Annotated in this window: 11 protein-coding genes; 6 read left to right on the top strand and 5 right to left on the bottom strand. The window is 60.1% G+C overall.

The genetic code is table 11. From position 1 onward, the window contains the following. Positions 1-6: 6 nt before the first annotated feature. From NF876_RS22640 to NF876_RS22630, 3 genes are all read right to left on the bottom strand, one after another. Positions 7-747, bottom strand: coding sequence for a calcium-binding protein (locus tag NF876_RS22640; protein ID WP_262270807.1), 741 nt, complete (start codon positions 745-747; stop codon positions 7-9). Positions 748-1,095: 348 nt separating this feature from the next. Then, a complete protein-coding gene (locus NF876_RS22635) occupies positions 1,096-2,484 on the bottom strand; it encodes an HlyD family type I secretion periplasmic adaptor subunit (RefSeq protein ID WP_262270806.1) in 1,389 nt (462 codons plus the stop codon). Continuing rightward, complete coding sequence (locus NF876_RS22630; protein WP_373696705.1) at positions 2,481-4,202, bottom strand: type I secretion system permease/ATPase; 1,722 nt, start codon at positions 4,200-4,202, stop codon at positions 2,481-2,483. The genes NF876_RS22635 and NF876_RS22630 overlap by 4 nt, the downstream gene beginning before the upstream one ends. 287 nt (positions 4,203-4,489) lie before the next feature. Between NF876_RS22630 and NF876_RS22625 the strand changes: the two genes are divergently transcribed. Together NF876_RS22625 and NF876_RS22620 are read left to right on the top strand one after the other, a co-directional pair. Continuing rightward, positions 4,490-5,083: a MarR family transcriptional regulator gene (locus NF876_RS22625; protein WP_262270805.1), complete on the top strand. Its 594-nt coding sequence runs from the start codon at positions 4,490-4,492 to the stop codon at positions 5,081-5,083. Between the two features lie 217 nt (positions 5,084-5,300). Beyond that, positions 5,301-5,990 carry a hypothetical protein gene (locus NF876_RS22620; protein ID WP_262270804.1) on the top strand — a complete coding sequence of 230 codons (690 nt, stop codon included), beginning with the start codon at positions 5,301-5,303 and terminating at the stop codon, positions 5,988-5,990. A gap of 21 nt (positions 5,991-6,011) precedes the next feature. On the opposite strand, the gene NF876_RS22615 is transcribed toward NF876_RS22620, so the two are convergent. Beyond that, on the bottom strand, positions 6,012-6,611 hold the full coding sequence (locus NF876_RS22615) for a GntR family transcriptional regulator (RefSeq protein ID WP_315975064.1): 600 nt from the start codon (positions 6,609-6,611) through the stop codon (positions 6,012-6,014). 219 nt (positions 6,612-6,830) lie between these two features. Here NF876_RS22615 and NF876_RS22610 point away from each other — a divergent pair, with 219 nt between their 5' ends. Together NF876_RS22610 and NF876_RS22605 are read left to right on the top strand one after the other, a co-directional pair. Next, on the top strand, positions 6,831-8,276 hold the full coding sequence (locus tag NF876_RS22610; protein WP_262270803.1) for a M20 family metallopeptidase: 1,446 nt from the start codon (positions 6,831-6,833) through the stop codon (positions 8,274-8,276). Positions 8,277-8,370: 94 nt separating this feature from the next. Next, positions 8,371-9,228, top strand: a complete 858-nt coding sequence (locus NF876_RS22605) for a transporter substrate-binding domain-containing protein (RefSeq protein ID WP_262270802.1) — start codon at positions 8,371-8,373, stop codon at positions 9,226-9,228. A 69-nt stretch (positions 9,229-9,297) separates the two neighbouring features. Here the strand turns inward: NF876_RS22605 and NF876_RS22600 are convergent, their stop codons facing one another. Further along, complete coding sequence (locus NF876_RS22600) at positions 9,298-9,732, bottom strand: MarR family winged helix-turn-helix transcriptional regulator (protein ID WP_262270801.1); 435 nt, start codon at positions 9,730-9,732, stop codon at positions 9,298-9,300. A gap of 59 nt (positions 9,733-9,791) precedes the next feature. Here NF876_RS22600 and hmgA point away from each other — a divergent pair, with 59 nt between their 5' ends. Together hmgA and NF876_RS22590 are read left to right on the top strand one after the other, a co-directional pair. Beyond that, positions 9,792-11,150 (top strand): homogentisate 1,2-dioxygenase, encoded by a 1,359-nt coding sequence (hmgA, locus tag NF876_RS22595; protein WP_262270800.1) that lies wholly within the window; start codon positions 9,792-9,794, stop codon positions 11,148-11,150. A 285-nt stretch (positions 11,151-11,435) separates the two neighbouring features. Beyond that, positions 11,436-11,799: helix-turn-helix domain-containing protein (locus tag NF876_RS22590; RefSeq protein ID WP_262270799.1), on the top strand; the 364-nt coding region annotated here is incomplete at its 3' end.

Here is an 11,799-nt window from a genome sequence, read left to right as displayed (position 1 = left end):
AGCGGATCAGTGAACCGAGAAGTAATCGCTCGGGTTGCTGTTGATATCGTCGGCGTTCACGTTCACGAGAGTGATCGTGTCGCCATTGCCGAGATCGACAATCGTATTGCTGCCGACCTGGTGGACGCGGCCGGCAAGGTCATCGGCCGATGCGATGTCGGTTCCATTGATCCCCTTGGAGATCTGCAAAATGTCCTGACCGGCTTTGAAGTCGAGGACGACATCGTTGCCGCCGCCGCCGCTGAAGACGAATGTGTCGCCTCCAGCGCCACCATGAAGAACGTCGTCGCCTGCGCCGCCATCCAAGATTTCGTTCCCGGATCCGCCGCGCAGGATGTCGTCACCAGCGCCGCCCTGGAGGATGTCGTCGCCGGAACCGCCTTCCAGGACATCGCTCCCGTCGCCACCGCGCAGAATATCGTTTCCGTTGCCGCCACGGAGATAGTCGTCGCCGCCGCCGCCGAGCAGAACATCGTCGCTGTTGCCGCCGAACAGGATGTCGTTCCCGGCATCACCCTGAAGCACGTCGGCTCCGACGCCGCCGAACAGAACGTCGTCATCGGCGCCACCAGAGATCCAATCGTCTCCGGATCCGCCGAAGAGAACATCGGCTCCCGTTCCACCGGAGAGAGCGTCACTGTCTCCGCCGCCGAGGATCAGGTCGTCGCCGCCATGTCCGAAGATCACGTCCGCGCCTGAGGTGCCATGCAAGGAATCGCTTGAGGCTCCACCGCCAATAGTCGCCATATCTCTCATCCTTATTGTCAGCACCGGGCAAGCCGCGACGCGCCCGGTTGCATGTTCGAGCCAAAATGAAGCGCTTTCTGCGCAAGGAGATTTCCGGGAAGTGCCTATGTCGAGAATGTCCCGGCAGACATCAAGTATAGCAATAAGTAGTTATTGTAAATACTAAAGTAGTATTTCGGATTTACGTGCAATTATCGCTAGTTTTAGGACAATATTATTTATGTTTAGTATGATCTTATTTCTTGAATGAAAGGGATTTAGTTCGAAATTCGAACGAAATTTCGGGTGCGGCCTGTCGCTGACTTGCGGCAGGAAACCGCCCAAATGTCGCTCGTGCCGAATGTCGGACTATTCCTCCCTGAAGGCTCGGTCGAAGCTTTCAGTGATTGGAGCCAGCAGGTAATCGATGGCGCGTCTCGGCTTGTTGATGATCAGGACCTCTGCGGGCATTCCGGGGTAGAGGGTCGTGGTGGAATTCGCCTTGAGGCTTTCCGGTTCGATTTCAGCGCGTGCGACGAAGTAGGCATAATTGTTGCGATCGTCCATCTGCTGGTCGGCCGAAAGGTAGGTCAGCTTTCCCGCGAGAGGCGGGGTGCTGCGGCTGTTATAGGCTGTCAGCCGGATTTGGACCGGTGCGCCAACTCGGACAGAATCGACGTCACGCAGGCCGATCTTCGCCTCGACGATCAATGGCTCGTTCTCGGGTACGATATCGAGAATGGGCTGTCCGGCGCCGATGACGCTGCCGAGGGTATGGGAGCGGATATTCGTCACGATGCCTCTCTCAGGGGAGACGATCTCGATACGCCGCAAGACATCGGTCGCGGCGTCTATCCGTCCGACCGTGTCGGCCAGTTCGAGTTGCGCGGTCTGGATGTCCGAAGCGACCTGCTGCTGAAAGTCGTTGCCGAGAGAAAGAATCTCCAGCTCCGCCGCAGCCTTGGCCTGTTCGGCTTTCGCCTTGCGGGACGCCAGTTCGCCAGCGTTGCCCTGGAGCTGACTTTCTCGTGTCTGCATCTCCGTAAGGCGCGGACGCGGCGCATAGCCCTTTTCGACGAGGCTCGCGATGGCCTTGAGCTCCCGGTCGAGCAGTTCCGATTGGCGGGTATTCGCGTCGGTCTGAGACTTCACGGCCTGGAGTTCCGCCACCTGCTGCTCGATCGTCTTGCGCTGAATATCGACGCGGCGATCGAACATCTCGCGCCGGGCCCTGAAGACCTTTCGCTCGGCCTTCAGGATCTCCTCTGCCGTCGGCCCACCGGCCTGGATCAGGTTCTCGGGAAAGGTGAGATCCTCCAGCCCGGACTGCTCGGCTCGAAGGCGCACGAGCCTCGCCTCCAGGCCGATCCGCCTGGAGCGCAACTGCTCCAACTCGGCCTTTGCCCGCGTATCGTCAAGGCGGAGGAGCGGCTGCCCGGCCTGCACGATCTCTCCCTCGCGGGCAAGCAGCGTTTTGAGAATCCCGCCTTCGAGATGGCTGATGGTCTTGCGCTTGGAATCGACCACGACTGTGGCGGCTGCAATCGCGGCGCTGTCGAGATGGGCTGAGAAGGCCCACGTGGTGAGGCCTCCGAGACCAAGGAAGATGGTCGCCAGGCCGGCAATCACTGGGCCACGATAGGAAGGTTCGCCAGGATCCCGAGATCGGAAGCGGTCTTTCGCCGGTTCGAGATCCGCGACCATGGTTGGCGTGGGGCGCGATTGTGTCCGCACCATCATGTCTGAACGCTTCTTCATGCGCTTCCCTTCACGGCGGCCATCGGCTTCTCGCCGGGCGTGATTGCGCTGACGACTGAAGTTCGCGGGCCGAATTGGCTGATCCTGCCCTCCTGCAGGACCATGAGCTTGTCGGCGGCCTGCATGACGGAAGGTCGGTGTGCGATCAGGATGATGATCGCTCCATCCGCACGCAGGGTCTCGATAGTCCGTACGAGGGCCCGTTCGCCGTCGGTATCGAGATTGGAGTTTGGTTCGTCGAGAACGATCAGGCGCGGCCTGCCGTAGACTGCCCGTGCGAGCCCGATCCGCTGCCGCTGGCCCCCTGAGAGGGCGTGGCCGCCATCTCCCAGCATCGTATCGTACCCAAGGGGAAGGCGGCCGATCATGTCATGAACGTCGGCGAGGCGGGCCGCTTCCAGCACCAGACGGGGGTCGGCTTCCCGCATACGGGCGATGTTGTCCCTGATCGTCCCGTCGAGAAGCGACACGCTCTGTGGCAAGTAGCCGACCATGTCGCCGAAGGAACCGCGCTCCCAGAGATAAACGTTGTTGCCGTCGAGATAGACGCCGCCGGATGTCGGCTTGATCACCCCGATCAACGTCCTGGCAAGAGTGGACTTGCCGGCCGCCGAGGGACCGACGATGCCGAGCACCTCGCCAGGGCGCAGGGTGAACGAGAGCCCTTTGAGCACGGGCACATCTGAGCCGGGAGGGGCAAAGACCAGCCGGTCGACCGTGAGTTCGCCCTGAGTGCGCGGTGTCGGCTTGGTTTCACGCTTGGGGGCTTGATGTTCGAGAAGCGCCTTCACATTCTTCCAGGCCGCCATGGCAAGCACCCATTGTCGCCAGCCGTCGACCATGGAGTCGAAGGGCAGAAGCATGCGACCCATGATAATGCTCGAGGCCACCATCGACCCTGGGCTGACTTCCTGTCGGATGACCAGGATCGCGCCGACCGACAGAACCGCGATCTGCATGACATAGCGGCAGGTCCGGGTGAACGATGCCATGGCTCGGCTGCGCCGTGTCACCACATCGAGAAGGTCCTGCGTGTGCAATTGGGACAGCCGCCAACGCTCCGAGAGGGCCGGAAGCATTCCCATGGCTTCGACCGCCTCAGCATGGCGAAGGGTGCCGCCGATTTCGCTGATGTTGTGCAGAGAGGACTCATTGGCGCGCTTCATGGCTCGGCGCGTCAGAAAATCGGACAGCAGGCTGAGAGAGATGATGATGACGGCCGAAGTCAGGGCGACCAGGCCATAAAGCCAATGGAGGGCAAACAGGACGGCAAGGAAGATGGGTGCCCAAAATGCCTCCAGCGGAACACTGATGGCGTTCCCAACGATAAATGACCGAATGTCGTTGAGATCACGGATCGCTTGACTGGACTTGGAGATCCCCTTCGTGACCGAGGCGGATATGGCGGCCTCCAAGACGGGAAGGTTCAGTTTTCTGATCAGCTTGCTCGCCATGACCTGATAGGTGAGGGCGCGCACATAATCGAGGATGCAATAGATGGCCAGGCCGATGACGGAGACGATGATCAGCATGATCAGCGTGTCCGTGCTTTGACTGTTCACGACACGGTCATGAACCTGCAGCATGAAGAGAGGAACCGTCAGCTGAAGCACGTTGATGATGGCGCTCAGGGCCCCCGCATAGGCGATCCCGCTTGCAAACGCTCTGCGCCCTTGGTGGAGGGTTTCGGCGGCTTCTGGATGGGCCATTTTCGTCATGCAGAAGTGACTCCAAAAGAGGCAATGATGCGGCAGATCTCAATTTTGCCTAAAAGTTATTCGAAGGAATTTATGAATCACTGATGGCAGAACGTCTACCCATAAAGTATGATTCGCCTAACAATAAAAAGGCTCTGGCAGTGGAAACGACAATAAGGTCTGTCCGTTTGTCCAAATAACTTCTTGGATAAATAGCCAACGCCAAGAGAAATATTAAATTAGTTCGAATTTCGAACTAATTTAATTGAACGATAACGGGGTATAATGTGCAAAATATATCAAACTCCTTGCCTTGGATTGTCGCTCAGGATGAGTCGGAGTCCAAACTTCCGGCAACGTTGCAGGCGCTCCACCGGAGGAATGTCGAGCCGGCGCGCCGCGCGGAGAGCCCTGAGGCTCCTCAGGCAGAGCAGACAGGTATCACCCATATCGAGATCGTCAGGGTTATCGAGAGATTGCATCGGCGTTCGCTCGACCTCGTGCGAGCCGATTTGATTGAAGCCGGCATCGACGACTTGAGTCCGTCCCAGGTGATGATGCTGTTCACCATCGGGTCGAACGAGCTGTCGGTTCGCGACCTGATCGAGCGTGGCTATTATCTCGGCTCGAATGCGTCTTACAGTCTGAAGCGGCTCGTCGAAGCCGAATATGTCATTCGCACAGCCTCGGAGCGGGATCGCCGGTCCGCACGCATCCGTCTGTCGGAGAAAGGGCGGGCCTTGTGCGACCTGATCAGGCGGAACGACAAAGCCTATCAGCAGCTTGTGGCGCGAAACGAGGCGGAGATGCGCGACCTGGAAACCACATTCAGGACGCTGAAGCGCATCGAGCAGACATGGAGCAGCGCCGTTCGCTATCGCGACATGGGCTCGGATGACTGATCGAATTTCGTTGCAGTCGTGCGCTCACCCCGAAGCGCTCTGGAAGCCATGCGCAGCTCTTCGGCAGAGCGGGCTTCCCTGGCTCGATGCGGGGCGTTCCAGCAGCTGATTGAAGAACGCCACGTCCGAAGACGAGCGGCCGAGGTTCCGGCCGCCTCCGTCGAGGCGGGTGAATGCCGGCAACAGGCGGTGAAGGTGGGTAAGGAATGATCCTGTAGTGTCGCAAGAACGGATCGGAACTCGATCGAACTTCATTGAAAATTCGGACCACCTGATCTTCGAGCAGGATTCCGATCGCAAGAAGCTGCTGATCGTCTTCGCATATATCAACCAGACGCTTGGAACGCGGTCGCATCCCAATTTTCTTCGCCATATCGACTGTAAGAAGCTCTTCTTGAATCCGGGTTTGAGCCAGTGGTATCAGACAGGGGTCCCGGGAGTCGCCTCTTCCTATTCGGGGCTTCTCGCGTTCCTCCAGGATGTGAAAACGAGTTTCTACGACCACGAAATCCTGTGTCTGGGACATTCGATGGGAGCATTCCCCGCGTTGGGCATCGGCGTCGGCGTTGGGGCTGATCGCATCTTGGCCTCTGCTCCGGAGATCATCCTGAACACTCCCGGCAGTCTCAGCATCCGTCATTTAGGGAGCACGCTGCTCGAATGCGGGGATCTGACCCCCGTCCTGTTTTCGAACTCCAAGAGCTCAATCACGGTTCTGGTTGGCAAGCAGAATGCATTTGACATGCGCGTCGCGCGCCGACTGGGCGAGTTCCCGCGCACCGAAATCATAGAACTGGGAACGGGACACAATACCTTTCCCTATTTAAAGGATGTCGGGAAGCTCGGGGCCGTGTTGGAAGCGTTTGTCGAGGGTGGGAATCTCAGACCGCTCGTTGCGAACGCATGATTCCCAACGCGCCCCGCCTCTTCATCGCTCTTTCGGCTGGCGGATGTGCCGCGTGATGATGTCTTTGAGCTGCTGAGCGTCTCGCGCGTCAAGGGCCTTGATCATCTGGTGATGCTCTCGGCTCGACTGCTCGACGCGCGCCCGTGTGCTCCATTGACCGGCCAATGCAGAGGACGTCCTGCTGCGGAGATCCGTTACAAGAGTGAGGAGCTCCGGATTTGAGCACAGACTGAGCAGCTCGTGGTGGAAGGCGAGATTGGCTTCGTATTGCTCGAGGACCGTTCCATGGAGAATCAGCTCATCGAACTTCCGGGCAAGCGTTTCTATTCCCCTGATCGCCTCAGGCGTCGCATGGGCCACGATGCTGTCGACAGCGGCTGTTTCAAGAATTACGCGCAGCTCGAGAATATGGGCGGTCTGGTCGCTGTCCGGCAGAACGACATGGTAGCCGCGATTGGGGACATGCTGCACCAGACGCTTCTGCGCAAGATAATCGAGCGCACGCCTTACATCCGGTCGACCGAACCGATAGCGATGTTCGAGATCGATCTGCTTCAACCATGTGCCTGGAGCGAATGTGCCTGCTCTGACGTCGCGAGCGATCAGGTCCGCGACAGTCATCCAAGCCTTCTTTGAGCGAGATTCTGTTCCAGTCATGTCATGATGTCGCAACGATCGGGTTAGGCATTGCTTCTTCTTTAGGCAGAAAATTCGGCGCCGCCAAACGGATTGTCGTCTCCCCCCTTGCATCCTTGCAACCAGCATGCATGATATTGGCACCAATTTTGGCGGAAATTGTGCCCCTGAGTCGACAATCAGGAATGCAGCTTCAGGTCGACCATGGGAAGAAGAGGGTGGCGCGTGTCTGGAAAAAACGTCTCGGATGTCTGGGGCCTGGTCGAAGCGAAACGAGGTATCTTTTTTGACCTCAGCGATCGCGTATGGGACATGCCCGAGTTGAACTTCGAAGAGCGCCGCTCCTGTGCCGAGCACATGGCGGTTCTTGAACAGCAGGGTTTTCGCATCGCTCGAAACGTCGCCGGTATCCCGACGGCCGTCATGGGCGAGGCGGGCGAAGGCGGGCCCGTCATCGCCATTCTGGGCGAGTACGATGCCCTGCCAGGCCTCAGCCAAGTCGCAGGACTCGCGGAAAAGAAGCCCGTCACCGAGGGCGGCAATGGACATGGGTGCGGTCATAACCTGCTTGGAAGCGGTTCGTTGATGGCGGCCACGGCTGTGAAGGATTATCTGGAGGCCCATGGCTTGAAGGGGCGCATCCGCTATTACGGCTGCCCGGCCGAGGAAGGTGGGTCTGCCAAGGGATTCATGGTCCGGGCAGGAGTATTCGACGACGTCGATATCGCCATTTCCTGGCATCCGGCGCCCTTTGCAGGTGTGAACAATCCGATCTCGCTGGCATGCAACGAGATCAATTTTCACTTCAGCGGGCGGGCCTCCCATGCGGCAGCGTCGCCGCACCTCGGGCGAAGCGCCCTCGATGCCGTGGAACTCATGAACGTTGGCGTGAACTACATGCGCGAGCATATGCCGAGCACGGCGCGCATCCATTATGCCATTACCGACACCGGAGGTTCGGCGCCGAACGTCGTGCAGGCCAGCGCGACGGTGCGTTACCTGATTCGTGCCCGTGACCTGCCGGAGATGCAAGGATTGCTTCGCCGGGTGAAGAAGATTGCCGAAGGCGCGGCACTCATGACTGAGACGACGGTCCGCAGCGAGATCGTCAGTGGAGATGCCAATCTCGTCGGCAACACGCCGCTCGAGCAGCTCATGCACCGGAACCTGGAGCGTCTCGGCCCCCCCATCTTTGACGATCAGGACAAGGCCTTCGCAGCAGAGATTCAAAAAACTCTGACCGATGAAGACATCAAGTCGTCCTTCGCGCGCTTTGGTCTCAAGCCACGCACGGGCGTCCCTCTCTGCGACACGATCTTCCCGCCCGACAGTGGTGACGGATCTTTCGTGGGATCCACCGATGTTGGAACCGTCAGCTGGGTGGTTCCGACCGTTCAGATGCGCGGTGCCACCTACGCCATAGGCACGCCTGGCCATTCCTGGCAGCTCGTAGCGCAGGGAAAAGCGCCTGCGGCTCACAAGGGAATGGAACATGCGGCCAAGGTCATGGCCGGAACGGCGGTCGATCTCTTCCTCACCCCATCGTTGATCGCCGCGGCGAAGGCTGACCTGCGTGAGCGACTAGCCGGCACGCCCTTCGTGAATCCCATTCCGGATGACGTGAACCCGCCTGTCGGCGCAATGGAATAGATGAAGCCTCGGCAGGATGGTTCGTGGCTGCTGTCAAATCCAGCCCGTTCGTTCCACGACAACACACATCTCTACGGCTAACAGAGGGAAGACCATGAAGACAATCGGGAAGATTCTGGCGCTCGCGCTCACCGGCGCGACACTTGTCCTCGGGACGGGTGCGATGGCGCAGGAAAAGACATGGACGAAGGTTCGGATCGCCACGGAGGGGGCCTTCGCGCCTTGGAATTTCACGAAGCCCGATGGAACGCTCGATGGTTTCGAGATCGATCTCTACCAAGATCTGTGCAAGCGTATGAAAGTCGAGTGCACGATCGAGGCTCAGTCCTTCGACGGCATCATACCGGCGCTGAACGCCGGCAAATTCGACGCGATCATGGCCGGAATGTCGGCGACCGCCAAGCGTGAAGAGGTCATGGCCTTCACTCAGCCCTATGGCACCACGGGTCAGACCTTTGCCGTTCTCAAGTCGAGCCCGCTTGCGACCATGCCCCTGAACGGCAAGATCTTTTCATTGGCGACCAATGAAGCAGGAGCCGCCGCCGCGGTGGAGGAACTCAAGCCGATCCTGAAAGGCAAGACGATCGGCGTGCAGGGGTCGTCGATCGCGGCGAATTTTCTCGACAAATACTTGAAGGGCACCGCCGAGATCCGCGAATACAAGACGACCGAGCAACATGATCTCGATCTCACGGCCGGGCGCATCGACGCGATCATGGCGTCGACGGCGTACCTGTCCGGCGCCGCCGCCAAGGTCGGCAACGAGGAGATGACGCTCGTAGGGCCGCGGTTCCAGGGAGGCATGCTCGGTCGCGGCAGCTCAGTCGGCCTGCGCAAGAGCGATCCGGAGCTGAAAGCCATGTTTGACAAGGCCATCACCGAAGCGAAGGCCGATGGAACGATCGAAAAGCTCTCAATGAAATATTTCGGCTTCGACGTCACGCCTCGCTGAACGCGTCAAAGGAGCGCCGTGGTTTCGGAAACCATGGCGCTTCCGACGATGTGCCGCGTTCGACCCGGCTCAGCGCACCCGGAATATGTGCTCGAGCCGCTCCAACACGGTCAGGAGCGGCTCGGCTTGCGTTCCGAGATCGTCCAGAATGCGGCGTTCGAATGCCACGGCCTTTGGGACGATATCGCGATAGGCCCTCTGACCATCTGCCGTGAGGGTCAGGATCTCCTCCCGTCTGTCCTGTTCACTGCCGCGGCGCTTGAGCCACCGTCTCTCCTCCAGGGTCCGGACGGCCCGGCTGACTTTCGTCTTGTGCATGGACGAGTGTCGACCGATTTCTTTGGCGCTGAGCTCCTCGAACTGGCCAAGCGTGGCCAGCACCCGCCATTCCGGGATCGTCAGGTCGTGATGGGGGCCGTAGATGGATCGGAAGTCCTGCGACACCGCTGAAGCGAGTCGGTTGAGCCGATAAGGAAGGAACCGCTCGAGCTGAAGTTTGGCCATGGCGTTGTTGGTTACAAAAATGACAGTTACAATCGTGACCAATTGTGGAGGTCACGATCATGAATGTCCAGAATCCGTCTTTGCAGAACGAGAGGGCTGATCGGCTGGAGAGCGCCATCCGGCCGGGCTACATGTCGGGCTTCGGCAACGGCTTCGAGACGGAAGCGCTGCCCGGGGCTCTTCCCATCGGCCGGAACTCCCCTCAGAAATGCTCGTACGGCCTCTATGCGGAGCAGCTGTCAGGGTCTCCATTTACGGCCCCTCGCACCACCAACGAGCGTTCTTGGCTCTACCGGATCCGACCAACCGTGACCCATTGGGGCGAGTTCCGGAAGGCGGAGATCGGTCTGTGGCGCACGGCGCCCGCGGTCGAGGTCGAGGTGCCCATCGCGCCCATGCGCTGGAGCCCGATCCCGTTGCCAACGGAGAGCGTATCCTTCCTGGAGGGCATCCACACCATCACCACGGCGGGCGATGCCGGCTCTCAGGCCGGGATGGGGGCCCATGTCTACCTGATCACCCGCTCCATGGAGGACGAATATTTCTACAATGCCGATGGCGAGATGCTGTTCGTGCCGCAACAGGGTAGCATCCGCCTGTGGACGGAGTTCGGCATCATCGACATCGAGCCGGGCGAGATCGCGGTTATCCCGCGAGGCGTGAAGATCCGGGTCGAGCTCTCGCATGGACCGGCGCGGGGATATCTTTGCGAGAATTACGGTGGCGCCTTCACGCTGCCGGAGCGTGGACCCATCGGCGCCAACTGCCTGGCCAACCCCCGCGACTTCCTCACGCCCGTGGCAGCCTACGAGGATAAGGACGTGCCATCCAAGATGTATGTGAAATGGGGAGGGGCGCTCTGGGTCGCCGACATGGACCACTCGCCGCTTGACGTGGTGGCCTGGCACGGCAACTACGCCCCCTACAAATATGATCTTCGGCGCTACTCACCCGTGGGGCCGGTGCTGTACGACCATGCCGACCCATCGATCTTCACCGTCCTGACCTCACCGTCCGAAACACCGGGCACGGCCAACATCGATTTCGTCATTTTCCCGGATCGCTGGCTGGTGGCGGAAAACACGTTCCGCCCGCCGTGGTACCACATGAACGTGATGAGCGAGTTCATGGGTCTGATCTACGGCGTTTACGATGCGAAGACCGGGGGAGGCTTCGTGCCGGGAGGGATATCGCTCCACAATATGATGCTGCCCCATGGGCCGGATGTCGACGCGTTCGAGAAGGCGAGCAACGTAGAACTCAAACCTCATCGGCTGGAAGGCACGATGGCATTCATGTTCGAGACGCGCTTCCCGCAGAAGGTGACTGCCTTCGCGGCCGGCACCGAGGCTCTGCAGAAGGATTACGGTGCCTATGGGCATAAGCTGAAGAAGCACTTCAACCCGAGCCAGAGGTAAGGCCCAGGACCTCGCCGGCCTCGGGCCTGTGATCGAGCCGCAACGTCTTGTCCGCTGACGGAGCACGCGCCCTTCTTGAGGACGTCTGCTCCGGGGAAGCCGTCGATCGCCGATCGTTTCATGGTCCCGACCGTGGGCGGGAAGGCGCCCACGGTCGGCTCCAACATGACAGCGCATCGTGCGGACCCAGCAGGCCGCGTCAGCGAAAAGTGGACCCGGTATTCACTAGTGTTCTGTCACTGACGGGTGATTCCGAAATCTGGTCTGACGTGCGATGCTGCCAGGATGGGCAAGATCGAACGCATTGAGGTTCCCGCCGCCGATCGGCAGCGCCTGGCGACCCTGGTCCGTGACCGCAACACCCCTCAGAAGGTGGTCTGGCGGGCTCGGATTGTTCTGCTGACGGGCGAGGGTCTGCGCGCCACCGAGGTGGCCGCCCGCGTCGGCACGAGCACGCTGACGGTGCGGCGCTGGCGCCGCCGCTATGCGCAGGCGGGCGTCGAAGGGCTTCTCAAGGACGCCACCCGCCCACCAGGGCGCAAGCCCCTCACGGCCGCGGTGATCCAGCGCGTCCTCCATCTGACCCTGCACGAGAAACCACCGCGCGCGACCCACTGGAGCGTGCGTTCGATGGCGGCTGCGGTGGGCC

This window comes from Microvirga yunnanensis, assembly GCF_025460875.1.
This window is presented reverse-complemented; position numbering and strand designations above follow the sequence as displayed.